Here is a 24,058-nt window from a genome sequence, read left to right on the forward strand (position 1 = left end):
ACAGCAATCACTATCAATATTAGTTAATAGAAAAACCCAGTAGTCCGCAAATTCTCAGACCAGTTCTTACGCTCATACGGGTTTTTGATTTAACTAAACTGTTCGATAATTCCCCCACCTAATACTTTGTCTCCGTTGTACCAAACTGCAGCTTGTCCAGGTGTAATACTGAACTGTGGTTCATCAAATACCAAACGCACACGGGAATCTGCTAAAGGAATTACCGTCACAGGTACAGCTTGAGAACGATAACGGATTTGTACCTCAGCGCGAATCGGTGTTACAGGTTCGGCAATAGAAACCCAATTTACTCTATTTATTGTACATTCTGACTCAGTTCCTTTGGTGCGATCGCCTACAATTACCCTGTTATTAACAGCATCCAAGGAAATCACATACAAGGGTTCGGCCGCAGCAATACCTAAGCCTTTTCGCTGACCAATAGTGTAATGATGAATACCATCATGTTGCCCCAAAATTTTTCCAGATGTATCAACAATATCACCTGATTTGGGAGCTAAATATTTATCTAAAAATGCCCGCATAGAACCGTTACTTTCTACCAAGCATAAATCTTGACTTTCTGGTTTATCAGCGGTTTTTAAATTGTATTCGCTGGCAATTCTCCGGGTATCGGTTTTATTTAATTCCCCTAGAGGGAAAATTACAGCCCCTAATAAATCTTGGGATAAATCGTAGAGAAAATAAGATTGATCTTTGTTGCGGTCAACGGCTCGTAATAATTGGTAACGATTAGTAGCGTCATCATAACAAACTTTGGCATAATGACCTGTAGCGATGCGATCGCATTCTAATTTTTCCCGCGCATATTCGACCATTGGACCAAATTTCACAGTTTTGTTACATTGAGAACAAGGTAAGGGCGTAATTCCCACACTATAACCTGTCACCAAAAAATCAACAATTTCCGTTTGAAAGACATCCCGAATATCAACAATTTCATGGGGGATACCCAATTGTTGACAAATATCAGCCGCGTCGATCATTCCTTCAGAGCAACATTGCCCCTTGCCTTTCATTAGCCAAAGGGTTAAACCAATTACATCATAGCCCTGATTATGCAGCATAGCGGCGGCTACGGAACTATCAACGCCACCAGAAAGACCAACGACAACTTTTTTCATAATTCACACTTTTGAAAGTGCTTGCGGCTTATTTTCGTAAGAAAGGGGTTTTTGATTGCCCACAAGAGACTGTCCGATTATAGCACACATACCTATAAAGCCTGAAGAGGATCGCCAAAAGAAAGTCTGCAAATTGTACCTAATTGATGAGAAAATGAAAACTGGCAATTATCCTTACCTTGTGTTGCTGACGGCTGAAAGGAATCTTAAAAAATGTGGAAAAGAATTACGTTAATTTTATTATTGGTGTTGAGCTTCAGCTTGAGTAATCCTGGTGTAGCTAATGCGGCTGGACTTAGGAGCTTTATCGATAGTGACGACGGTTATCAGTTTGCTTATCCTAATGGTTGGTTACAAGTTAAAGTTGGTGATGGACCTGATGTGGTATTTCACGATTTAATTGAAGTATCAGAAAATGTTTCTGTAGTAATTAGTCCAGTTCCCTCTGGTAAAACTTTGGCGGAATTGGGAACACCAACAGAAGTTGGTTATAAATTAGGAAAAGTGGCTCTTGCTCCTGTAAATTCTGGGCGTACTGCTGAATTAATCAATGCGGCTCAACGGGAAGTAAATGGGAAAATTTACTACTTTCTAGAATATGAAGTGAAATTTCCTAACGGACAAAAAAGACACAATATTTCTAGTGTGGCTGTAAGTCGTGGTAAACTGTTTACTTTTAATGCTTCAGTCCCTGAGAGACGTTGGAAAAAACTGCAACGGATGATTGATGAAGTTGTTAGTTCTTTCACTGTTTATTAATAATTAAAAATGGTGGTAATTGACAATTAATCATTATCAATTACCAAAAATTACTTTTATCAAAATCTATGAAAATCCCACAATTTGTTCTTGCTTCTGCTTCTGTTGCGCGTCGTCGGTTACTCCACACTGTGGGAATTGAATCAATAGTTTGTCCGAGTGATTTTGATGAGTCGCAAATACAACTAACTGAACCAGGGGAATTAGTAAAAACCCTGGCTCGGTGTAAAGCGGAAACTGTAGTTTCCCAATTTCCATCAGCTTTGGTAATGGGTTGTGATTCGGTTTTGGCTATTGGTGGTATGATCTATGGTAAACCAGCAAATGCAGAGGAAGCGATCGCTCGGTGGCAATTGATGCAAGGTAATTTTGGTGACTTGTATACAGGTCATGTTTTGATTGATACTACTAAAAATAAAACTGTGGTTAAATGTCAAGTTACTAGGGTGTATTTTGCAGAAATGAGCGATCGCGCTATTCGAGCCTATGTAGCTACATGTGAACCTCTTAAATGCGCTGGAGCATTTGCTTTAGAAGGTTTTGGGAGTTTATTTATAGAGAAAATAGAGGGTTGTCACAGTAATGTCATTGGTTTAAGTTTACCCTTATTGCGGCAGATGATCGGGGAATTGGGATATGAAGTTATAGATTTTTGGGTATATTGATAACTGTTTTTGAATAATAAATTTGAGATTTTTTCATGACTAAAATACCAGAAAATATTCGCTTAAAGGAGCTAGTAATAATTGCTAATTCAAATAAACCATTTTTTTTTTTTGACGATTTCATTAACTTCCTAAATTCAGAAAATTATATTAGTCTTTATCAATTTGTAAGAGAACAAGAAGCACCAAAAGCAAAAATTGTACTGAAAAAATATTTAGATCGTAAAATTCCTGACAACTTGAAATTATATGATGGAATTGCTCGTCCTTATCTTGAACATAAAGCTAAATGGTTAATTTTAGGTTGGATTTTTAGAGATGCTCCTGAACAACGTCTTAAACCATTTCTTAAGATAATTCATGGTACAGCTATTGAGCGAAAAGTAGAAATAATAAATCAAGTTCGCGAATACGTTTCTAATATTTTACCTGAACAAAAACAATGGGAATGGGTAGCCATTTTTGAGGTAATGATTGATCGTTTAGAAGGAAGTCGTCGAGCCATAAAAGGTAATCTCTTTGAAGCAATTGTTAGGATCAATCTAAAAGAAATATTTAAAAATAATGATTTAGAACTTATAATTACAGATAATCAAGTTAAAATAGGTGATGAAACCTATGATGTTAAAATTAGTGGAAAAAATGGAACTATCTTAATTCCTGTAAAAACTCGTGAAACAATGGGAGGAGGTCATGCTCATTTATTTACAAGAGATATTTATAAAGCAATAACAATAGCAAATAAATCAGGATTTATGTGTATTCCAATTATTATTGCTGAATCTTGGAAAGGGGATATCAACTCTTTAGGTTGTAAAAATTTCGTATATATAGATAAAAATCCTAATTCAATAACTATAGTCAAACCTTTACTAGATCAAGAGCTTCAAAAACTTTTACCTATTTTTGAAATAATAAATTAATGAAAAATTCTCTTAGCAGCAATTTCACAATATTGATGATTAATATCAATTCCAATAAATTTACGTCCTTTATTAATAGAAACTAATCCTACTGTACCAGCACCAAAGAAAGGATCAAGAATTATTCCACCTTCAGGTGATCCTGCTAAAATACATGGTTCTATTAATTGTTCGGGAAAAACTGCAAAATGAGCATCTCTAAATTTAGATAAAGGTACTTCCCAAACTGTTCTTTTATTCCTACCTTTAGGATGAAAAGCTTGATCCCATCTTCCTTTATGCAGATTAGAATTACCTCCATTTTTTCCTAATTCTGGAGTTCCTCCTGCTTTACCAAGATGATTTCTTCCTCCTTTCATTTTACTTTTCTCTGAAAAAGTTACATGAGGTTCACGAATAGAATCTGCATCATAATAATATTTTGAACTTTTAGCAAATAAAAATATATATTCATGATCCGTAGTTGGACGATTTTTTACAGAAGATGGCATTGCATTGGGTTTGTACCAAATAATATCAGACCTCAAAATCCAACCTCTCTCTTTCAGAGATAGTGCTAATTTCCAAGGTAAACCTGCTAAATTTCCATCTATATATTTATCACCTAAATTTAACCAAAGAGTACCATCTTCTTTTAAAACTCTTTTTGCTTGATCAAATACTTCTATTAACCGATTTATATATTGTTCTGGACTTTCTTCATTGCCAATTTGTTCATCTGTATGATAATCTCGTTGATCATAATAAGGAGGACTGGTAATAATTGTTTGTACTATGTTATCGGGAAGTTTTTTTAAAGCTTCAGAAACTTCTGCATTAATAATGAAATTAGATTGCTCAAAATCTAATGTATTAATCTCTTCTAATTTAATTATTAACTTTCGATCTGGATTTGTAAACAATGGGAGATTTGCTGTTATGTAATTGATCACAAAAAGTCACCACAAAATAAAATTTAATTTGCATTATAATTATATCATTGAAGAGCTTTCATAATTCATTAAAATTATACGGAATATAATTGCATTTTTTTTGTTACATAAATTTATTTTTACCATCAGCCCATACTATAACTCTTTGTTTATATTTCCAGGCAGAAAAAATGGTACAAATAATTGTAAACTAACAAATAAATTGTATTTTCCAAATAATATGTCTTCTACTCCTTCCCTCCGTGAACAACAACATCCCCTAATTCGTCAATTAGCTGATTGTATTGAAACAGTTTGGCATAAACATTTAGACTTGTCACCATACCATTTACCTGCGGAATTGGGATATGTGGAAGGTAGACTAGAGGGGGAAAAATTGATTATTGAAAATCGCTGTTATCAAAGTCCCCAATTTCGTAAAATGCACTTGGAACTAGCAAGAGTGGGGAATATGTTAGATATTTTGCACTGCGTCATGTTTCCCCGTCCAGAATATGACATTCCCATGTTTGGTTGTGATTTAGTTGGAGGTAGAGGTCAAATTAGTGCTGCTATTGCCGATCTTTCTCCGGTAAACTTAGATCGGATTTTACCAGATGGTTATAATTTGCAACTTAGGAAGTTAACCACATCTAACTTTTCTCAACCCCGTGAATTACCAGAATGGGGAAATATCTTTTCTGATTTTTGTCTGTTTATTCGTCCTGCTTCCCCAGAAGAAGAAACAAGTTTTTTGTCTCACGTAGAATCATTTTTAGATATCCATTGTACCCAAGCGATAGCATCTAGTCCAGTTGCACCGGAAAAAGTAGCTCAAATTATTGCTGGACAACATAATTATTGTACCAAACAACAACAAAATGATAAAACCCGTAGAGTTCTAGAAAAAGCTTTTGGTGTAGATTGGGCAGAAAATTATATGGCTACAGTTTTATTTGACTTGCCAGAATTACCAATGTGATCTGAAAAGATATTACCAGAATTGTCAGCAATTAAAAATTAAAAATTGCTATTACTCTATCTGTAAACTCCGTTACGTTTTCTCTCAACTGATAAATGTAGAATTTATATGAAGTAATCAATACCGATACTTTTAGGAGAGAAAACTAACCTTAATCATTCAAGTTTCTAATTATTAATTGGTAAAATTTTTACCTATCTACTCAGATTTTTTATTTTCTCTTGTCAGCTTTAAGCCTTGTTAATTTTTGCCGAAAAGAAGCAAATTAAACCCTTTTAAAGTTATCAGTAATGTCCAAAAAACTCTCAATTTCTCCTCAATTAATGCTAAAAATGTGAGTTTGAAACCTTTTTCATGACAATGTAATCTATCAAATCTGCTAATTGTATCCATGGTTGCTTTGAGACAGAAATTTTCATGTAAAGATAATACACCTGAATAATCATAAAGTGTAGTTTGTGAAAAAGTAATCATACTCAGCAACAACTATAAAATTGCCAAAACGAAAGCCCAAAAAGCTATAAATCTTGGATGAATTTTGCTGGGAATTTTAATGATTTACCAGATACTGATAAATTCAGACTTTGGTTAACTAATTTAATTACAGCTAACTTACTTTTTTAGTTTCATCACCACAATTCAGATAAACAGGTTAAATATTATGTCAAGGGTGAATGAAAAATCAAGATCTCAAGAAAAGGAACTTGAACAGCCTAAACTTTGGCTAAGTATTGCCGTAGCTCTACCAGTAGCTATAGCTGCCGGGTTATTAGCTACAACTAGAATGGAGCAATTAAAAAAACTCACGAATGTTGTATCTGTTGCCCCAGTTCCTAGTACGATTAGTGCCATAGGACGCTTAGAACCAAAAGGAGAAATTATTAAACTTGCTGCTCCTGCAGGTTTATCAGGTGGTTCACGAGTACAGCAACTTTTAGTTAGAGAAGGACAAAGAATACAACAGGGGCAACTTGTGGCTATTTTAGACAGCCGAGATACTAGCATGGCAGTAGTGGAAGAAGCCAAAGCTAAACTGCAAGAATCTCGTGCGAATTTAGCCCAAATTAGCGCCGGTCCACCAAGAGATGCTCAAGCCCAAAGATTCATTATTGCTCGATTGCAAGCCCAATTGGCTGGGGAAAAAGACGTTCAACAAGCCACAATTAGTAGAATTGCTGCCCAGTTAAGTGGTGAAAAAATTGCCCAAGAAGCAACAGTTATGCGTCTAGAAGCCGAACTACTGGGACAAAAAGATTCTTTAAGAGCCACTGTTGAGCGTGTTAGAGCCGAACAACGAAATGCTCAAGTCGATTCTGGACGCTATGATTTTTTATACAAACAAGGTGCTATTTCTGAGCAAGAACGCGATCGCCGACGGTTAAGTGCGGTGACAACTAATCAACAATTAATTGAAAGTCAAGCTAGTTTAAAACGAGCAATAACTACCATCCAACAGCAAGTTTCCGAAGCTAGAGCTAATCAAGTTAAAACTCTATCCACGCTACAACAACAATTAATTGAAGCTACAGCTAACCGCAACAAAACTATCGCTACTTTGCAAAGGCAAATAGACGAAGAAAGAGAAAGATTGAACAGAATATTAGTAGTTAGTCCGCTCAATATTCAAGTCGCTCAAGCTCAAGTTACTAATGCAATTGCTTTAATCAGAAAAGCCCAAGCAGAACTTAAACAAAGCTATGTTAAAGCTCCTAGTTCCGGTGAGATATTAAAAATTCACACTAAATCAGGGGAAATGATGAGTGCAAATGGGATTGCGGAAATTGGACAAACAGATCAGATGTTTGTGGTCGCAGAAATTCCCGAAGATAGTATTAGTAAAGTGCGTTTGGGTCAAGCTGCTACTATCTCTAGTGATAACCGGGCATTTAATGGACAATTAAAAGGCATAATTACAGAAATTGGCAGGAAAATTGGCAAAAAAGATGTACTCAATAACGATCCAGCCGCAGATGTTGATGCCAGAGTTGTAGAAGTAAAAATTGCCCTATCTCCAGAATATACTAAGCAAGTTTCTGGTTTGACTAATGCTAAAGTTACGGTAGAAATTAATGAGCATTAACTTCCTATTTCCATACAAAATATGGACGTTCAAATACTTAATTAATATCCAGATCATTAAGTCTAGAAAATGGCAATAAAAATACCTTTATCTTGGCTACAACTGACAAGAGAAAAAACTCGCCTAGCGGTAGCTTTGTCAGGTATTGCCTTTGCTGATATTTTAATGTTCATGCAGCTAGGTTTCCGGGATGCACTCTATTACAGTAATGTGAGAATGCACAGTAGTTTAGTAGGAGATGTAATTTTAATTAACAGTCAATCTAATGCTGTTCTCTCAATGAAAACCTTTTCCCAACGCCGTTTATATAAGGCGTTAGATTTGCCAACAGTTCAGTCAGTACACCCCATATATTTGGATTATACAAGCTGGAGAAATCCCGTTACAGGCCGTCCTAGAAGTATTTTGATTTTCGGCATTAATCCAGAGGTTAATCTTTTTAATTTACCCGGAGTGGAGGAAAACTTAAATAAACTTAAACTTCCTGATGTTGTTTTATATGACCGTTCTTCTAGAGTAGAATATGGTCCTATTACTGATAATTTTAATCAGGGAAAAATTGTCACCGCAGAAGTGCGAAGAAGACAAGTTAAGGTAGGTGGATTATTTACTTTAGGCGCATCCTTTGGTGCAGATGGAAATTTAATTACTAGTGATGTTAACTTTTTACGAATTTTTAATAACCGTCAACGAGGATTAATTGATATTGGTGTTATTAAATTAAAACCAGGTGCAGATCCCATGCAGGTAGCTCAATATTTGCGGAGTTATCTCCCTACAGATATTAATGTTTTAACTAAGGAAGAATTTATTGAATTTGAAAGAAATTATTGGGCGGGTAGTACGGCTATTGGTTTTATTTTTACCTTAGGAACAATTATGGGTTTTATTGTCGGAACTGTAATTGTTTATCAAATTCTGTATACAGAAGTCAATGATCATTTATCTGAATATGCCACGCTCAAAGCCATAGGTTACACTCAAAACTATTTACTAATGGTGATTCTTCAAGAGGCTTTTTTATTAGCAGTTGTTGGTTATTTACCTGGATTTGCCTGTGCTCTAGTGTTATACAATGTTGCTAGAGATGCTACGCTTTTACCAATATTTATGAGTTATAATCGCGCCATTATGGTAATCATGTTAACTATTTTAATGTGTTTTATTTCGGGGATGATTGCTATCCGTAAATTAAGCTCTGCTGACCCAGCAGATATTTTTTAATTTGCTATAAAATAGGAAACAGGGAACAGAGAAAAGAAATATTACGAACAACTGACCATTGACTACTAACAACTGACCACTAACAAACTTTTATGATCATCAACAAAGAACCTGTAATATCTATTAAAAATATAGACCACTACTATGGTAGAGGATCTCTGAAAAAACAGATTTTATTTGATATTAGCTTGGAAGTATATGCCGGAGAAATTGTGATTATGACTGGACCATCTGGCTCAGGTAAAACAACATTATTGAGTCTAATTGGTGGATTAAGGTCGGTACAAGAAGGAAGTTTAAAATTTTTAGGTGAAGAACTATGTGGAGCTAGTCAAAGCAAACTGGTACAAATGAGACGGAAGATTGGTTATATTTTCCAAGCTCATAATTTATTAGGTTTCTTAACTGCTAGGCAAAACGTGCAAATGGCTGTGGAATTAAATCATCATATTTCCCAGTCAACAGCTATTTCTCAATCAGAAGATATGCTTACATCTGTAGGTTTACAAGAACGCACTAACTATTATCCAGATAATTTATCTGGTGGACAAAAACAAAGAGTAGCCATCGCCCGCGCTTTAGTTAATCATCCTCCATTAGTATTAGCCGATGAACCAACCGCTGCATTAGACAAACAATCAGGACGCGACGTAGTAGAAATTATGCAGCGTCTAGCTAAAGACCAGGGAACAGCTATCTTATTAGTAACCCACGATAACCGAATTTTAGACATCGCTGATCGCATTGTAGAAATGGAAGACGGTCTTCTGACCCGTGATGCTCAAAATGTGCCGGCTAACCGCAAATCCTGACTACCTACAATAATCATTTCTCTATAGGGGCTAAATGGTGTAGTTTAAGGCTGCTGTTTCTTGACCATAGGAATTTGACGGCTAGTTCTAAATGTCACATTTACCCCTTCATTTGTTTGTTCTAGTACCAGTAATGGGGTAGGTTTAGCCTTTTGATCCCAGTGCATATAAACAATCCGACCTTGAATAGTCGGCTGCCAGCTATCGTCATTTTGCTTAGGACTAAGGTAGGTTTCTATACAATTAATGATTTGACTAATAGTAGAAGAAGTAGCTTGAGTTGGTAGCTTTATTAACCGAATTTGCGCCCGGAATAGTACCCGCTTCACAATATTGGGCGCTACTCCAGTTTCATACTCAATATCGAAGATCTCATCTACCTGTCTACCATTATAACTAGCAACTCCCACAGATCCTTGCTTGGATTGATCAGGACGCAGTGACTCGGTAATCCTAGTTTTAATCTTAACATTAATTTGATTCACTAAGGCCAAATGAAATACTTTCTCTGACATCCGCATTCGTAGATAATCAAGGTTGAAATCCCGTGAGTGAGCTAAATCTGGATTAGTTTCCATTTTGCGAATGACTTCTAAGGCTAATTTCAGCTTTTTCTCTAATTCTCGTGTACGGAATTGTTCAAACTTGAGTTTTTTATCACTCTTGTCTATTAGTATTTTTCCATAGACTATCGCAGCAACTAAAGCTAAAAGCAATACACCATCAGTAAATAGGAGTAATGGTACAATCGGGAATTCATTGCTGGAAACTGTTGTATTTGTGACTGTTGTTGCTGGCTTAGACGATTGCGCCAAAAAAATTGTACTAACCATAATTTATAATTTGAAATTGTATGAAACTTTTATTCCCTGATCTCTTAATAATCCCTCAATTTTTTATTAGTCCGCTGTTGTATAAATATTTTTTACATTGTCTTAATAATTCATCTGTAAAAACCTATTAGTAACTTAGGCAAGTATCTCGTAAATATACAGCAGTTGCCGAATTTAATACTTACGTATTTATACTATACTTAATTACTAAAAACAGGCCAGGACTCTAAATTAAGAGTAGCAAATTTACGTTTGTACTGCCAAGTACCCTGGAGAGTTTATCAGCAGCCAAAATTTCGATCTTGAGTGTTACTAGACGCTCCATGAGTAAGTTTATTCGAGATTTTGATAAATACTACTAGTGATAATACTAGGTTAGTAAATTAGTGACAATACTAATCTGATTATATAACCATAGCGGACTAAAGAGAGGTCAGGAAAAATAAGAAAATTACCAATTACCTGTTTTCTGTTACCTATTCTCTGCTATAAAATAAATGGTATCACCGTTTCTTGGTCTTCTATCACCTAGAGTCAATGTCATCGTTTCCTAACAGTTTGCAGTCCAATAGGAGAAGAAAGCTAGATACAGCAGTATCTTGGGCTTATTTTCCTGGGAGTTCCTGAGAATTTCTTATATGAGATTACTATATTAAATATCAGGAATCCATAAGCTAAGACTATACCATTTTTATATTTTCTTTGTTATTTTGTATTCAACTGAACAGTTATTCAACACAAAGCCAGTTTAAATAAAAATTAGTTCAACTACCTTACCGTTTATGAGGTTCAGCGCGAATTGGTAAGATAATCTATAGTGTTACCAAATTAGCCAAATTTTCTCCATATCATCTACACAGGATTTACAATCATGCTAAAAACAAATAGTCAACCGATGATTATCTCTAGTTTTGTTAACCCTATCGAGGAAAACCATTCAGTTAAAAATAAGTTTGATTTATTGCAAAAAATCCGTCAACGTCTAGACGAAATCGAAATTAATAATCGTCAATTTGCTAAATTAATTGCTAAAGTTATTCCTGCTCAATGTCCCTTTGAACGTGATATCATCGTTTTTGGCCGGAAAATTGGTCACATTCCGCCTATGTGCAAATTAAACCCACTGTATGAACAGTTTGTAGGCTTGCGTTTTCGCGCATTATGTTATTTAGTAGATAAGTGTGGAGAAGATATCCAATCTTATTGCTAAATACAACTTAATTCCATGGAAATTAAAATCGAACATCAACCAAATCCTACACATCTCAAAGAGTTAGATGTGTTCAACTGGCCAATTTGGGAAAAGGAAATATCCAAATTTTCCTGGACTTACGATGATCAAGAAACTTGTTACTTTTTAACAGGTGATATTATTGTCACTCCTCATGGAGGACAAGCGGTAAAAATAGGTAAGGGAGATTTAGTAACTTTTCCCGCTGGGATGTCATGTACATGGGAAATTATTAGCGATGTCAAGAAACATTTTTCGTTTTTGCTTTGATTAATATTTCTGCAATTCTATTTAATCAATATCTCAGGATGTGAATTTGATCTTATTTAGGATTGACGATGGAAGTATTGATCCCAAAATATTATCTACAACTAAGTTCATTTCGGGGAATGCTGGAATTGACATTTTTTCTTCTTGACTTAGTTTTTGAATGTCGCTATAACCATTTTCACTAGGGTAGCGATAAAGAATAATCATTTGTTCATAAATACACTATATAATTAACTTCCTATATTTACTTTTATTGTTAATATAGCAATCAGATCCCCGATTTTTTAACTCAATAAGAAGTCGGGAATCTAGGTTTACAAATAATCAAAAAAGACTTCAGGAACTAACCTTAATTCACCAGATTTGAACCGGGAAATATCTATCCACAATGCACGATGTTGACGTTCTGGTGTTTCTGAAAAAGTTAAACTTTCAATTTGATAAAACTGGGAATCAGCAAAATCGCATTCATAGAGTTGAATAATTTCATGTCCTTGTTTACCATTAAAAGTAAATAGGTTTTCGATACAACTTAGATAGCGAATATTGGTTAATTCAGCTTGAATTTCTTCTTGAAATTCTCTAGATAAGGCTATGAGGCTAGTTTCCCCAAATTCCACACCACCTCCTAAAGCTCGATAGAATATTGATTGTTTTTGAGGATCATATCCTTCAGATACAAATATTCTATTATTATCTCGAATCAGTGCTAAAACAATTACCCGAATTTGACCTTCTTTATTCATAATTTTAATTAATTATCGTAAACTGAAGGAGGGCGACTTTCGCTATCTTCTATCGGCCAATCTGAATTTTCACCACCAATATATAATTCTTCAATTGCGACGTATTCTTCATTGAGTTGAGTGAGAGCGTTAATCAGAATATCTAATGCAATTGCATCAGTTGTACCTAAATCAAACCAACAACGGGACCATTCTCCTTCATATTCAAATTCACCCATATTGTGCATCAAAGCCAGTAAGCTTTTATCATAGCCTTTTGGATCATAATCCATGTAGCTGATATCAAGTCCTGTATCTTGGATTTGGAGATTTTCCCCATTAAATCCTCCCAATTTACCTAAATAAAACCAGGAATTAAAGACTTCTTCTACATATTTTTTTTCTTGTTGGGAGGGAATGGTGCTGAACCTCAACCAAATCCAAGTATCAAAAGGATTAAACTCGCGGAATTGAATTTCCATTTTTTTGCTAATAGGTAATGGGTAATTTGTAATTGTTAGAATTAGAATTTTATGCAACTAACAACGAACTACTGACTATTCACAGCTTGATTGCGTTCATTTTCAATTTGGTTGACTAAATTAGCGGGAAGTTGCGATTTTTTGGCTAATGCTTTCTCAAAATGAGTTATTGCTTCCTTAATTAAATTCTGGCTTTTTTCTGCTTTCCCTTTTTCATAGAGAATCTGGGCTTTGAGATAGTAAATTTCTGGGTTATCAGCAGTTGTTTTTAAAGCCTGGTTGACATAATCTAAAGCCTGAGAGTATTGTTTTAAATCTCGATATGCTAAAGCAATACCTCTATCTACTAAATAACCAGGTGCAGCATTTTTTTGTAATCTTTCAATTACTTCATCTGGACTAGTAAAAGGTAAATTCACAGCTAATATTAAATCCATATAGCCACGAATTAAGTTTAACTCTGGATCATTGGCAGAAATTTCTTCGGCTTTGTTAAGATATGTGTAGACTTGACGCAATTGCATAAAAGCCCCAGATGCACCCTTGACAGTTCCTTCTCGATTCAAAATTACCGCACCCTCTAAAAAATGACCAACCGCAGTGTATAAATTACCACGCAAGGGATCACTAGCGATTAGATTTTGTCCAGTTTCTAGGGTTTTACGGCTGTATTCTTCAAAATTAGCACTTTCTCGATTTTGATAGGCTAAAGAAGCCTGGATAGCATAAATTAAGGGTTCATTGGGTTCGCTAGAGACAGCTTTTCGTAAAGCATCTTTGGCTACTGAGTAATTTCCCTGCTGAAAAATAGCTTTAAAAACTGCTTCCGTGTTATCACCAATTTTATGAGGATCTCGACTGCGAAATGGATCACCAGCAAATGAGGGATTTACAAAAATATTTACAAGGATTGCAGTAGTTACAGACACTTTTAAAAATGTAGGAAATCGCCAAGATATCCTTAATGGATCAATTAAAAACTGTTTAAACATGATAACTCTTGTGGATAGTTACAGTTGAAATTGTTGTATCTGTTATCTAGAATACAAAAATAGTGAATTATAAATTAGTCTATTTCCGCCAAAATTTTTGATAACTTGGTAATCTTAACAAATGCTCTATCTTAGAAATCTAACTTATCACCCCACCGCTTCCCCAAAAGCCATTCTCCAAGCCATAAATTTAGAATTACCTCCCCAAAAACTGGGTTTAATTATTGGTCCTAGCGGTTCGGGTAAAAGCACCTTGTTGGAAATTTTATCTGGATTAGCTGATCCTACCACTGGCGGGGTTTTCTGGAGAGAACAGGGACTCGTAGCCGAAGAATTACAACAATTAGCAGGTTTAGTGTTTCAATTTCCAGAACGCCATTTTTGCGGGGGGACGATTTTAGAAGAATTACGCTTAGGACATCCTGAATTAGCAATAGAACAGGTTAGACAAGCATTAACGGCAGTTGGATTAGATCATTTATCTTTGTCCGCATCACCTACTGATTTAAGCGGTGGACAACAGCGGCGTTTGGCTTTAGCTGTACAATTAATTCGTCAACCAAATGTCTTGTTACTAGACGAACCTACGGCGGGTTTAGACTGGTCAATGCGTCGTCAACTGGTGAATTTATTAGCCAAACTGAAAAAAGATTGGACATTGTTAGTTGTAACACATGATGCGGGTGATATGTTGCCAATAGCTGATTATTGTTGGACATTAGATCATGGTGTTTTAAGATCAGGAGTCAGGGAGAAGAGCTAGAATCTGCTTTAGACTAAGTTAAAATGTCAGGTTTTAAGAATTTTAAACACAGATGAACGCAGATAAACGCAGATGAAGAGGGATGAATTAATGGATTTGATGATTTTGTGCAGCCTCATTATAAAATTGGTATAAGATTTGGTTTTCCGCTAAAAATAACTTAAAAAAATTAATTTTTACCAATGAATTTAGAATCTTTACCAATAGCTAGTTTACCAGAAATGGGGGAAATATGGCAAAAAACTCTGAATTGGCAACCGACAATTTGGCAAGAAAATCAATTTCAACAACTTTATCAATTAATTGTTGCGGGAAATCGTCAATTTAATTTAACTCGTATTACTGAACCTGAAGATTTTTGGGAAAAACATCTTTGGGATTCTTTACGGGGAATTGCACCTAAACAACTATTTATTCCTGGAATTGAGCAGGGTAAACGGATAATTGATATTGGTACGGGTGCTGGTTTTCCGGGTATTCCCATTTCTCTAATTTTTCCCAGTTCTCAAGTTACACTTTTAGATTCTACGGGTAAAAAAATTGCTTTTATTGAGACGATTTTATCAACGCTTGGTCTTAATAATGCTAAAACTTTACTGGGGAGAGCGGAGGAAGTTGGTCAACAATATCAACATAGACAATATTATGATGTAGCGGTGATTCGGGCTGTGAGTAATGTTTCTGTTTGTGCTGAATATAGTTTACCATTAGTTAGAAAGGGCGGTTTGGCGGTTATTTATCGAGGTACTTGGACTCAAGCAGAAAATGAAAGTTTAGAAGCTGCTGTGGAGCAATTAGGTGGGGTTATTGAATTAATTGAAGAGTTTTCTACTCCTTTGAGTAATAGTATTCGTCATTGTCTGTATTTGCGAAAAGTTACTAACACACCAATTAGTTTTCCCCGTGGGGTGGGTATACCTAACCAAAAACCAATTTAATTAACTGATTTCTCGATTTTAGATTAGATTGGTGATTAGATATCTAATAGCGTGAGAGAGTCAACGCTGATAGCGAAAATAAACCTAAAATTCCCAAATCCAAGTGTTAAATTTATCTCAAAATGGGTGTTCTGTATGGGTTGCTTCTTCAACGGAAAGGCTGTTGACACCAACCGCTGTTGCTCTTGGTAAATTTGATGGTGTTCATCTTGGTCATCAAAGAGTAATTCAGCCAGTATTACAATCAGTATGGGGTAAAAGTGGGGAAATTTCAACCCCCCCAGACCGAAAAAATCCGCGCCCTTACTCAACCGTTGTGACTTTTGATCCCCACCCCCATGAGTTTTTTACAGGACAACCCCGTGATTTATTAACACCATTGGATGAAAAAGTACAACAATTGCGATCGCTTGGGGTAGAACAATTGGTATTATTACCTTTTGATAGAGAATTGTCTGCTCTTTCCCCGGAGGAATTTGTGGATAAAATTCTGGTTCAACAACTCCAATGTCAACAAATTAGCGTTGGCCAAGATTTCTGTTTTGGCAAAAAGCGTATGGGTACAGCCCAGGATTTGCAAATACTCGCAGCTAAATACAATATACCCGTGACCATAGTTCCTATAAAAACCGATACAGACAGCTTATCCACAACAGATGATACTCGTATCAGTACATCCTTAATTAGGGAAAGTTTAGAAGTAGGTGATATTCCTAAAGCAAATCGTTTGCTGGGAAGACCTTATACTCTTACGGGTGAAGTAGTAACAGGTCAAAAATTAGGTAGAACTATCGGCTTTCCTACAGCGAATATCCAACTACCAAAGGATAAATTTTTACCTCGCCATGGTGTTTACGCTGTGGAGGTGATCATTCATAATCAAACTCCAGATACAGACCCTATTCAGCAATTGGGGGTCATGAATATCGGGAACCGTCCCACGGTTAATGGTATAGATACTCGTGTGGAAGTACATTGTTTAAATTGGTCTGGTGATTTATACGGGAAAATTTTGGAGATACAGTTAGTAAGATTTTTGCGTCCTGAACAGAAATTTCCCTCTTTGGAAGCACTGAAAAATCAAATTCAACTTGATTGTACAGCAGCTCGAGCAATTTTTAATTCTTAATATTGGGGGAAATTTTTAATGTCAACTTAAACATTACAGCGATTTTTAGGTAAATAAACCACATTTTAAAGTCTCACGCAAAGGAAGAAAGGAATATAAAAACAAGAGTGTGGTACAATTACATTAAATTTACTGTAATAAGAAAGGTAAAAAGCGCGTCTACAAATAAAAAACCGCTTATTTAATATTAAATATCATGGGAGGTTATATCTCCCCAAAAGTATTTCTATTATGGTACATTATGTAGTCATAAAAAAATCACATTTACTTATGCAAAAAATAATCATCAATAATTTCGGTTCAATTAAATACGCAGAAATTGAAGTCAAGAAAATATTAGTTTTGATTGGTGAACAAGCTAGTGGTAAAAGCACTATTGCTAAATTAATTTATTTTTTCAAGACCATACAAGAGGATTTATTCAGTCAAATTTACCGAGACAAACAAAATCAATATCTGGATATCAATTCTGATATTTTATCGCCCATTCAGCAAAAATTTTATAATTTTTTTGGACCTACAAATAATTTACCTGATTTTGAAATAACATTTTATTACAGTTTTAATGAAAATAAATTTTTGAAACTAAGCAATGATGAAAATAAAAAAATGAAGATATCTCCTATAGATACTTTTATAAATGAAAAATTTACAATTCTTGCAAGTGATATTAAATTTAGACTTAGACAAGAATATTTAAATATCAACAAAAATAGAAATATTCAACCATTAATTAAGGAAGAAGAAAAAATAAAATATGCTCAACAACTTTATGACCTGCTCAATGACTTATTTCAAAATAAACAAAGAGATTTATTGTTTATTGTTGCTGGTAGAAGTGCAACCGTAGCCTATCCTAGTTTATTTGAAAAATATTTCTCACAAAGTATTGAAATTAATTTAAAACAAAATATTTCAATTGACAATTATGAACGTAGCTCAAAAACTTTAGATGAAATATTATTGGAAAAATTTATAGAAAAATTTGTAAGGGTAAAAGACATTTTTAAAAAGTTTAGAAATTTTGAAGGACTAATCGAAAGTTATTCAGAAAACAACATAAAAGAAAAATTATATCAAGTCAAAAATAAGATAGATAAAATATTAAAGGGAGAATACCGTATTGATGATTTAGGAGAGAAAATTCTATTTAATAAAGAAACAGAAGAATATATTTACTTGTCTAATACTTCGTCAGGACAGCAAGAATCTATAAGAATTTTACAAGATATTTTTCTGAATATTCTTGATAATACAAAAGTATTAAGAATATTGGAAGAACCAGAAGCTCATTTATTCCCTATTGCTCAAAAGCAATTGATTGAGTTATTAGCTTTAATGATAAATCAAAATAATGATAACCAACTAATTATAACGACCCATAGTCCTTATGTCCTCACAGTTTTTAATAATTTACTCTTCGCAAATAGAGTAGTTGAAAAAAATCCGTCAACACAATCAGAAGTAGCACAAATAATTCCCCAAGATTCCTGGTTAAGTGCTAAAGATTTTTCTGCTTATTCTTTGGGAAATCAATCTGTTAGTCAGGATACTAATTATTGCGAACCTATTTTTAATCAAGAAAAAGGTACTATTCAACAAAATTATTTAGATACGGTTTCCGAAATTTTGGGTGGTGATTTTCAAGCTTTGTACAGTATTCACGCTAAAACTTTCAAAAGAAAATGAGTAAATTTGAGGATATTAAAGAACTTCTAGCAACTGCTTTTGATAATTTTTCTGATGTTTTACAAATTGAAATGAGATCAGAGTTCTCAGTGATAGATTTGAAAGACTACGGAGGACAATCTTTTATTATTATCAATATTCAGTTTGATGATAATACATTTACTATTAATTTCAATGGTAATGAGACTGTTATAACCGATTTTGATAGCACTAAATTATTTAATATAAGTAATGCGAAAATGGTTGGTTTTATTCCTATTGACGGAAAAAAAGGACTTTTAGGATTTGGTAATTCTCATTGCGATTTTGTATTTTTCGATGAAAATGATTTTTGTTTTGTAGAGTTCAAATTGAATGCAACTAGTGAAGAAGAAAGAGCCATACGTAACAATAGGAGAGACGCTATTGGCCAATTAACAAACACTATCAGTTGGTTTAATTTTAAATTAAATCGAAACTACGCGGGTTTAAATTTAGAAGCTTATGTTTGTACTCCTGAATTTTATCCAAGATTTAATTCAAGCTGGATAGCACTTGCGAGAAAATTTTTAGAAGAAGATCATGGTTTTCGAGTTTTCGAAATAAAAAATAAAATTTGTAAATAAATAATATATTTAAAAGTAAAACTATTTCCATAGGACTTACGCAAGATTCATGGAATAACGAACCACAGAGGCACAGAGGTCACGGAGAAATGAGGATTTGAGAGATATTTTGCGTAAGTCCTGTTCCGAAAAGCTGTTTTTTAACTTTTCTCTCTTTGCGTTAGTGGTTTAGTAACTCAAGAAATTTTTAATTCTCATGCTGGATTAAGATTGTTACCTGGGAATACTGTAGAAAAGGCTAAACTATTAAACAAGTTTTTAGTCAAAATTCAGAAATAAACCTTTTACATTTCCCCCCCAGGTGCTACATGAGAGAAAAAATTGACGCTTTAACACAAAATTTAGCTCGTACCATCGTTGGTAAACATGAAGCTATCCGCTTAGTTATAGTAGCCTTACTTGGTGGTGGTCATGCTTTATTAGAAGATGTCCCTGGAGTCGGTAAAACCCTCTTGGCCAAGTCTCTAGCTCGTTCCGTAGATGGTAAATTTCAACGGCTACAATGTACTCCTGACTTACTCCCTACAGACATTACTGGTACAAATATTTGGAATCCTAAAAGCGGTGAATTTACATTTCTCCCCGGTCCCATATTTGCGAATGTCCTACTAGCTGACGAAATCAACCGCGCTACACCCCGTACTCAGTCAGCTTTACTGGAAGTCATGGAAGAACATCAAGTCACAATTGATGGTGTTTCCCGTCCTGTTCCCCAGCCATTCTTTGTCATTGCTACCCAAAATCCAATTGAGTACCAGGGGACTTTTCCTCTCCCAGAAGCGCAAATGGACAGGTTTATGCTGTCTTTAACCTTGGGATATCCTTCGGAATCTGAAGAAATGGAAATGCTGCAAAATTTACAAGCAGGTTTAAATCTTACTAATTTACAGCCTTGTATTACTTTAGAAGAAGTACAAGCATTACGTCAAGCTTGTTCCCAGGTTAAAGTAGAAGCATCTTTACAAAAATACATTTTAGAATTGGTGCGGACTACTAGACAAGATGAAGAAATTACCCTGGGTGTTAGTCCCCGTGGTACGGTGTCCTTATACAAAGCTGCTCAAGCTTTAGCTTTTATCTTAGGTAGAGAATATACTCTTCCTGATGATATCAAATTTCTCGCACCCCACGTTCTTTGTCATCGTCTAATTCCTAGAGGAGGACGAAATGCTAAAACTATTGTTGAGCGGTTATTGAGGTCTGTACCTATCCCTTAAAAACAAAGAAGAAGAGATAATAATCATCTTGAAATTGAAAAACAGTTAGTAAATTGCAAAACCTGTAGAGGACTAGGTTCTGCATTCTTAATCTATGTTTTTCCTTTCTGCTATTCTCAATTTAGCAGAACGAGAACGGGGATTTTCTTTTATTTCTTCTTCTGTAGCAATAATTGGTTTTTTTGTCAATATTCGCAATAAAGATAAATTTCTTAATCCGTGTTTTACTATTCTATCTTCTAAGCTGTGAAAACTAATTATGGCTATTTTTCCCCCAGTAATTAGAGCTTTTGGTGCTTTTTCTATGAGAGTTTCTAGGACTTTTAATTCGTCGTTAACTGCTATGCGTAAAGCTTGAAAAACACGGGTTGCGGGGTGAATTCTTCCATATCGATATTTAGGAGGTACAGAATAGGCGATCGCATTTGCCAATTCTGTAGTAGTATTAAATGGGCGGTTTTCAACTATTCTCCTGGCTATTTTTCTGGAAAGTCGTTCTTCACCATATTTAAAGAAAATATCCGCTAATTCTTTTTCCTCCCATTCATTAATTATATCTCCAGCAGTCAGGGATTGTTGCTGGTTCATTCGCATATCTAAACTAGCAGCATTTCTAAAACTAAAACCTCGTTCTGGGTTATCTAAATGGTAGGAACTTACACCCAAATCAGCTAAAATTCCATCATAAGTATTTTCGGGAAATTGGTAATTTGCAAAGTTACTATGAATAAAATTGACTCTATTTCCAAATTCTGATAAATTTTCCTTAGCTGCATTTAAAGCATCTAAATCTTGGTCAACTGCGGTAATTTTCACATCTTCAGCAGTTTCTAATATTAAACGACTGTGACCACCACCACCAATGGTCAGGTCTAAATAATTTCCACCAGCTTGGATATTTAAACCTGTAATTACTTCTTGACTGAGAACAGGAATATGGGAAAAATCAATTTCTTCTAAATCTAATGGTGTTTGTAAATCTGATTTCATTTTTATGCTTTTGGCTCTTCTGTAGTTAAAGATCTACCATATTCTGTAAATTGTCTCCCTTTAATCATGGGTTGATATTGCCAATAATACTGGTACTTTAATTAATAAAGATTTATACTTTTGAATAATAGCAAAAATGGTGCGTTATCTAAACATACATAACGCACCCTACAGACAGCTAGGATATTGTTGCTAATTCAGGAGTTGGACGCTTGCTATTACGGATATTGTGAATCGCGTCAGCATAATCAGGAGCATTGAATACAGCCGAACCTGCTACAATAGCATTAGCTCCAGCTTCCAAAACTTGCCAAGTATTATTAGCTTTAAGTCCCCCGTCAACTTCAATCCAAGGATCTAAACCCCGTTCATTGCACATTTGACGCAACTTGCGAATTTTAGGAACTACACTAGGGATAAAGCTTTGACCACCGAAACCGGGGTTAACGCTCATAATTAGCACTAAATCGCACAATTCTAGGACATATTCGATTAACTCCAAAGGTGTACCGGGGTTCAGTACAACTCCAGCTTTTTTACCGAGTTCTCTGATTTGTCCCAAGGTCCGGTGAAGGTGGGGTGAAGCATTGTGTTCTGCGTGGACAGAAATAATATCCGCACCAGCTTTAGCAAAACCTTCTACATACTTTTCTGGTTCCACAATCATCAAGTGGACATCCAGCGGTTTAGTTGTAACTGGACGAATCGCCTCCACAATCAGAGGACCTATTGTAATATTAGGAACAAAACGTCCGTCCATTACATCAACGTGAATCCAATCTGCTCCCGCTTTGTCTACGGCGCGAATATCGTCACCCAGACGGCTAAAATCTGCTGATAGGATAGAAGGAGCGATAACTATAGGCTTTTGAGATGAATTTTGGGTCATGGCTAGTGGGTTTTAAGCGTCTTCGTCTGTAGGTATTGTAACAAAATATGGAGAAATTATGAAAAACTAATTTAAAATTCCCATGTTCAGAAAATTTCCTCTTCCTGAAAATTGAGAAAATCAATTACACAAAAATCTGGACGGAAATCCTTAACTGATAAAGAATTGATCAATAACTAGTATGTGATTAATCCTGTCCAGACACTTATGAACAAAAATTGGCTAATTTTTTGGAGTTTAGGTTTCTCTTGCTTGACTTTACCGGTCTTTGCTGGTAATAAGCTGGCGAACTTTCTAGATACTAACGGTATTGATGCGCTGAAACTACATCAAGCTCCCTATAATTTAACTGGGCGGAAAATTGCCATTGGTCAAGTGGAAATTGGTCGTCCGGGAATGTTTGGCTGGGATAAGGCCGTGTCTAAGAATCGGTCTGTATCTCCATTAGCAGTGTTTTTACGCAATGCTCCCGCTAAATCAAATATTGGTGTTGATCCTCATGCCTATAATGTTTCAGGTGTCATGGTAAGTCAAGATAAGGCTTTTCCCGGTGTCGCACCCAACGCGCGACTATATTCTTCTGCTGTAGGATCGGTAAAAAAAATAGGACAACCAGAGGAGTGTTTATCAGCACAACACATTGCATTGCAAAATGGTGGTGATGTGCGAGCGATTAATTTTAGTTTTGGTGAACCTCTTGATCGTGATCCCCGACCAGAAGCTATATTAGATGGTAATGCTTTACTAACATTATGTATTGACTGGTCTAGCAGTGTTCATGATGTTGTGTATAGCATTGCAGGTAATCAAGGTAAAGGTGGGATTCCCATTCCTACAGATAATTTTAACGCAATTAATGTGGCTTTTTCCTCAGAACAAAAGGGAATTTTTAATAAGGTTCACGTTTCTAATTTAACAAGTGCAAATCAAGCTATAGAAAATCGTTTAGCTGGTAAAGAATTTAATCTTGCTGGGAGAAGTGCAATTAGTTTAGTTGCTCCCGGTACTAATCTTCCTTTACTTAATCCTGATGGTAAATTAAATAAATCTACAGGTACGAGTTTTGCTGCACCACAAGTTACTGCTACTGTAGCATTATTACAGGAATTTGTAGATAAACAATTGCGAACTAAACAACCACATTGGACTATTAATGCTCGTCGTCATCAAGTTATGAAAGCAATATTGCTCAATTCAGCCGACAAAATTAAAGATAGTGGTGAAGGTTTACGGTTGGGAATGACGAGAACTTTAATTGATAAACAAAATCTAGATTGGTTAGCAACGGCCGCTTATAAAAATGCCAAAATTCCTCTAGATGCTCAAATGGGAGCAGGTCATCTAAATGCTTTTCGAGCTTATCAACAATTGAATGGTGGTGAGTGGAAACCTACGTTAACAGTTCCGCCAATTGGTTGGGATTATGGGATAATTAATACTAATTCTTCTCAAGAATATGCTTTAGAAAAGAGTTTGAAAAAAAATAGTTTTGTGGCTATTACTTTAAGTTGGGATCGTTTGGTAGAATTGAATGATAAAAACAATAATCAGCAATATGATCTAGATGAAACATTTGTAAATAAAGGATTAAATGATCTTGATGTTTATTTAGTTCAGGAAAATGGCAAAAATGATCAAGTAGTGGTTTGCGCTTCTATGAGTGAACTTGATAGTATTGAACATATTTTTTGCCCAGTCCCCACTCATGGTAATTATAAAATTCGGGTACAATTTAAGAAACAGATTAATAAACCCACTCAATCTTATGCTTTGGCTTGGTGGACTGTACCGGAAAGATGATATA

Annotated in this window: 24 protein-coding genes; 16 read left to right on the forward strand and 8 right to left on the reverse strand. The window is 35.1% G+C overall.

Features of this window, described 5'->3' with window-relative positions; translation table 11 throughout:
- Positions 1 to 89 precede the first annotated feature (89 nt).
- Positions 90 to 1,145, reverse strand: coding sequence for a tRNA 2-thiouridine(34) synthase MnmA (gene mnmA / locus H6G44_RS00705; RefSeq protein ID WP_190386077.1), 1,056 nt, complete (start codon positions 1,143 to 1,145; stop codon positions 90 to 92).
- Positions 1,146 to 1,358: 213 nt separating this feature from the next.
- On the opposite strand from mnmA, the gene psbP reads away from it, so the two are divergent.
- The 3 genes from psbP (at position 1,359) to H6G44_RS00720 (ending at position 3,492) form a co-directional block, all read left to right on the forward strand.
- On the forward strand, positions 1,359 to 1,904 hold the full coding sequence (gene psbP, locus H6G44_RS00710) for a photosystem II reaction center PsbP (RefSeq protein WP_190386076.1): 546 nt from the start codon (positions 1,359 to 1,361) through the stop codon (positions 1,902 to 1,904).
- A 68-nt stretch (positions 1,905 to 1,972) separates the two neighbouring features.
- Positions 1,973 to 2,569 (forward strand): Maf family protein, encoded by a 597-nt coding sequence (locus H6G44_RS00715; RefSeq protein WP_190386075.1) that lies wholly within the window; start codon positions 1,973 to 1,975, stop codon positions 2,567 to 2,569.
- 35 nt (positions 2,570 to 2,604) lie between these two features.
- Positions 2,605 to 3,492 (forward strand): hypothetical protein, encoded by an 888-nt coding sequence (locus H6G44_RS00720; protein ID WP_190386074.1) that lies wholly within the window; start codon positions 2,605 to 2,607, stop codon positions 3,490 to 3,492.
- Here H6G44_RS00720 and H6G44_RS00725 read toward each other — a convergent pair.
- Positions 3,489 to 4,424 carry a DNA-methyltransferase gene (locus tag H6G44_RS00725; RefSeq protein WP_190386073.1) on the reverse strand — a complete coding sequence of 312 codons (936 nt, stop codon included), beginning with the start codon at positions 4,422 to 4,424 and terminating at the stop codon, positions 3,489 to 3,491. The two genes, H6G44_RS00720 and H6G44_RS00725, sit on opposite strands and share 4 nt — an antisense overlap.
- 220 nt (positions 4,425 to 4,644) lie before the next feature.
- Here H6G44_RS00725 and H6G44_RS00730 point away from each other — a divergent pair, with 220 nt between their 5' ends.
- The 4 genes from H6G44_RS00730 (at position 4,645) to H6G44_RS00745 (ending at position 9,501) form a co-directional block, all read left to right on the forward strand.
- Positions 4,645 to 5,385, forward strand: a complete 741-nt coding sequence (locus H6G44_RS00730) for a phycocyanobilin:ferredoxin oxidoreductase (RefSeq protein WP_190386072.1) — start codon at positions 4,645 to 4,647, stop codon at positions 5,383 to 5,385.
- Positions 5,386 to 6,046: 661 nt separating this feature from the next.
- Positions 6,047 to 7,465, forward strand: coding sequence for an HlyD family efflux transporter periplasmic adaptor subunit (locus H6G44_RS00735; protein WP_190386071.1), 1,419 nt, complete (start codon positions 6,047 to 6,049; stop codon positions 7,463 to 7,465).
- Positions 7,466 to 7,534: 69 nt separating this feature from the next.
- Complete coding sequence (gene devC / locus H6G44_RS00740) at positions 7,535 to 8,689, forward strand: ABC transporter permease DevC (protein WP_190386070.1); 1,155 nt, start codon at positions 7,535 to 7,537, stop codon at positions 8,687 to 8,689.
- A 95-nt stretch (positions 8,690 to 8,784) separates the two neighbouring features.
- Positions 8,785 to 9,501, forward strand: coding sequence for a DevA family ABC transporter ATP-binding protein (locus H6G44_RS00745; RefSeq protein ID WP_190386103.1), 717 nt, complete (start codon positions 8,785 to 8,787; stop codon positions 9,499 to 9,501).
- Positions 9,502 to 9,545: 44 nt separating this feature from the next.
- On the opposite strand, the gene H6G44_RS00750 is transcribed toward H6G44_RS00745, so the two are convergent.
- Positions 9,546 to 10,334 (reverse strand): hypothetical protein, encoded by a 789-nt coding sequence (locus H6G44_RS00750; RefSeq protein ID WP_190386069.1) that lies wholly within the window; start codon positions 10,332 to 10,334, stop codon positions 9,546 to 9,548.
- An 871-nt stretch (positions 10,335 to 11,205) separates the two neighbouring features.
- Here H6G44_RS00750 and H6G44_RS00755 point away from each other — a divergent pair.
- Together H6G44_RS00755 and H6G44_RS00760 are read left to right on the forward strand one after the other, a co-directional pair.
- Positions 11,206 to 11,544, forward strand: coding sequence for a Mo-dependent nitrogenase C-terminal domain-containing protein (locus H6G44_RS00755; protein ID WP_190386068.1), 339 nt, complete (start codon positions 11,206 to 11,208; stop codon positions 11,542 to 11,544).
- 15 nt (positions 11,545 to 11,559) lie between these two features.
- Positions 11,560 to 11,835, forward strand: a complete 276-nt coding sequence (locus H6G44_RS00760) for a cupin domain-containing protein (RefSeq protein WP_190386067.1) — start codon at positions 11,560 to 11,562, stop codon at positions 11,833 to 11,835.
- Between the two features lie 314 nt (positions 11,836 to 12,149).
- Here H6G44_RS00760 and H6G44_RS00765 read toward each other — a convergent pair whose 3' ends face one another.
- The 3 genes from H6G44_RS00765 to H6G44_RS00775 all read right to left on the reverse strand — a co-directional run bounded on the left by H6G44_RS00765 (position 12,150) and on the right by H6G44_RS00775 (position 14,034).
- Complete coding sequence (locus tag H6G44_RS00765; RefSeq protein ID WP_190386066.1) at positions 12,150 to 12,581, reverse strand: NUDIX hydrolase; 432 nt, start codon at positions 12,579 to 12,581, stop codon at positions 12,150 to 12,152.
- 8 nt (positions 12,582 to 12,589) lie between these two features.
- Positions 12,590 to 13,042, reverse strand: a complete 453-nt coding sequence (locus tag H6G44_RS00770; protein WP_190386065.1) for a DUF3531 family protein — start codon at positions 13,040 to 13,042, stop codon at positions 12,590 to 12,592.
- 68 nt (positions 13,043 to 13,110) lie between these two features.
- The gene (locus H6G44_RS00775) at positions 13,111 to 14,034 is read right to left on the reverse strand and encodes a Sll0314/Alr1548 family TPR repeat-containing protein (protein WP_190386064.1); all 924 of its coding nucleotides are present in this window, start codon (positions 14,032 to 14,034) and stop codon (positions 13,111 to 13,113) included.
- Between the two features lie 121 nt (positions 14,035 to 14,155).
- Between H6G44_RS00775 and H6G44_RS00780 the strand changes: the two genes are divergently transcribed.
- The 6 genes from H6G44_RS00780 to H6G44_RS00805 all read left to right on the forward strand — a co-directional run bounded on the left by H6G44_RS00780 (position 14,156) and on the right by H6G44_RS00805 (position 20,375).
- Entirely contained in the window at positions 14,156 to 14,797 is a 642-nt protein-coding gene (locus H6G44_RS00780; protein WP_190386063.1) for an ABC transporter ATP-binding protein, read from the forward strand.
- Positions 14,798 to 14,979: 182 nt separating this feature from the next.
- Entirely contained in the window at positions 14,980 to 15,735 is a 756-nt protein-coding gene (gene rsmG, locus H6G44_RS00785; RefSeq protein WP_190386062.1) for a 16S rRNA (guanine(527)-N(7))-methyltransferase RsmG, read from the forward strand.
- A 103-nt stretch (positions 15,736 to 15,838) separates the two neighbouring features.
- The gene (locus H6G44_RS00790) at positions 15,839 to 16,864 is read left to right on the forward strand and encodes a bifunctional riboflavin kinase/FAD synthetase (RefSeq protein WP_190386061.1); all 1,026 of its coding nucleotides are present in this window, start codon (positions 15,839 to 15,841) and stop codon (positions 16,862 to 16,864) included.
- 270 nt (positions 16,865 to 17,134) lie between these two features.
- The gene (locus H6G44_RS00795) at positions 17,135 to 18,553 is read left to right on the forward strand and encodes an AAA family ATPase (RefSeq protein ID WP_190386060.1); all 1,419 of its coding nucleotides are present in this window, start codon (positions 17,135 to 17,137) and stop codon (positions 18,551 to 18,553) included.
- A complete protein-coding gene (locus tag H6G44_RS00800; RefSeq protein ID WP_190386059.1) occupies positions 18,550 to 19,158 on the forward strand; it encodes a hypothetical protein in 609 nt (202 codons plus the stop codon). The genes H6G44_RS00795 and H6G44_RS00800 overlap by 4 nt, the downstream gene beginning before the upstream one ends.
- Before the next feature lie 308 nt (positions 19,159 to 19,466).
- Positions 19,467 to 20,375 (forward strand): AAA family ATPase, encoded by a 909-nt coding sequence (locus H6G44_RS00805; protein ID WP_190386058.1) that lies wholly within the window; start codon positions 19,467 to 19,469, stop codon positions 20,373 to 20,375.
- Positions 20,376 to 20,462: 87 nt separating this feature from the next.
- Here the strand turns inward: H6G44_RS00805 and rsmH are convergent, their stop codons facing one another.
- On the reverse strand, positions 20,463 to 21,365 hold the full coding sequence (rsmH, locus tag H6G44_RS00810; RefSeq protein WP_190386057.1) for a 16S rRNA (cytosine(1402)-N(4))-methyltransferase RsmH: 903 nt from the start codon (positions 21,363 to 21,365) through the stop codon (positions 20,463 to 20,465).
- Positions 21,366 to 21,543: 178 nt separating this feature from the next.
- Positions 21,544 to 22,254 (reverse strand): ribulose-phosphate 3-epimerase, encoded by a 711-nt coding sequence (gene rpe, locus H6G44_RS00815; protein ID WP_190386056.1) that lies wholly within the window; start codon positions 22,252 to 22,254, stop codon positions 21,544 to 21,546.
- A gap of 207 nt (positions 22,255 to 22,461) precedes the next feature.
- On the opposite strand from rpe, the gene H6G44_RS00820 reads away from it, so the two are divergent.
- Positions 22,462 to 24,054 (forward strand): S8 family serine peptidase, encoded by a 1,593-nt coding sequence (locus tag H6G44_RS00820; RefSeq protein WP_190386055.1) that lies wholly within the window; start codon positions 22,462 to 22,464, stop codon positions 24,052 to 24,054.
- Positions 24,055 to 24,058: the final 4 nt, after the last annotated feature.

Origin of the sequence: Aphanizomenon flos-aquae FACHB-1287, from assembly GCF_014698755.1 — a bacterium.
Taxonomy (GTDB): Bacteria; Cyanobacteriota; Cyanobacteriia; order Cyanobacteriales; family Nostocaceae; genus Dolichospermum; species Dolichospermum flosaquae.

Bases quoted from the DNA above. Each gene is read 5' to 3' on its own strand.
- mnmA (WP_190386077.1), bottom strand. From the start codon at position 1,145: ATGAAAAAAGTTGTCGTTGGTCTTTCTGGTGGCGTTGATAGTTCCGTA.
- psbP (WP_190386076.1), top strand. From the start codon at position 1,359: ATGTGGAAAAGAATTACGTTAATTTTATTATTGGTGTTGAGCTTCAGC.
- H6G44_RS00715 (WP_190386075.1), top strand. From the start codon at position 1,973: ATGAAAATCCCACAATTTGTTCTTGCTTCTGCTTCTGTTGCGCGTCGT.
- H6G44_RS00720 (WP_190386074.1), top strand. From the start codon at position 2,605: ATGACTAAAATACCAGAAAATATTCGCTTAAAGGAGCTAGTAATAATT.
- H6G44_RS00730 (WP_190386072.1), top strand. From the start codon at position 4,645: ATGTCTTCTACTCCTTCCCTCCGTGAACAACAACATCCCCTAATTCGT.
- H6G44_RS00735 (WP_190386071.1), top strand. From the start codon at position 6,047: ATGTCAAGGGTGAATGAAAAATCAAGATCTCAAGAAAAGGAACTTGAA.
- devC (WP_190386070.1), top strand. From the start codon at position 7,535: ATGGCAATAAAAATACCTTTATCTTGGCTACAACTGACAAGAGAAAAA.
- H6G44_RS00750 (WP_190386069.1), bottom strand. From the start codon at position 10,334: ATGGTTAGTACAATTTTTTTGGCGCAATCGTCTAAGCCAGCAACAACA.
- H6G44_RS00755 (WP_190386068.1), top strand. From the start codon at position 11,206: ATGCTAAAAACAAATAGTCAACCGATGATTATCTCTAGTTTTGTTAAC.
- H6G44_RS00760 (WP_190386067.1), top strand. From the start codon at position 11,560: ATGGAAATTAAAATCGAACATCAACCAAATCCTACACATCTCAAAGAG.
- H6G44_RS00765 (WP_190386066.1), bottom strand. From the start codon at position 12,581: ATGAATAAAGAAGGTCAAATTCGGGTAATTGTTTTAGCACTGATTCGA.
- H6G44_RS00770 (WP_190386065.1), bottom strand. From the start codon at position 13,042: ATGGAAATTCAATTCCGCGAGTTTAATCCTTTTGATACTTGGATTTGG.
- H6G44_RS00775 (WP_190386064.1), bottom strand. From the start codon at position 14,034: ATGTTTAAACAGTTTTTAATTGATCCATTAAGGATATCTTGGCGATTT.
- H6G44_RS00780 (WP_190386063.1), top strand. From the start codon at position 14,156: ATGCTCTATCTTAGAAATCTAACTTATCACCCCACCGCTTCCCCAAAA.
- rsmG (WP_190386062.1), top strand. From the start codon at position 14,980: ATGAATTTAGAATCTTTACCAATAGCTAGTTTACCAGAAATGGGGGAA.
- H6G44_RS00795 (WP_190386060.1), top strand. From the start codon at position 17,135: ATGCAAAAAATAATCATCAATAATTTCGGTTCAATTAAATACGCAGAA.
- H6G44_RS00800 (WP_190386059.1), top strand. From the start codon at position 18,550: ATGAGTAAATTTGAGGATATTAAAGAACTTCTAGCAACTGCTTTTGAT.
- H6G44_RS00805 (WP_190386058.1), top strand. From the start codon at position 19,467: ATGAGAGAAAAAATTGACGCTTTAACACAAAATTTAGCTCGTACCATC.
- rsmH (WP_190386057.1), bottom strand. From the start codon at position 21,365: ATGAAATCAGATTTACAAACACCATTAGATTTAGAAGAAATTGATTTT.
- rpe (WP_190386056.1), bottom strand. From the start codon at position 22,254: ATGACCCAAAATTCATCTCAAAAGCCTATAGTTATCGCTCCTTCTATC.
- H6G44_RS00820 (WP_190386055.1), top strand. From the start codon at position 22,462: ATGAACAAAAATTGGCTAATTTTTTGGAGTTTAGGTTTCTCTTGCTTG.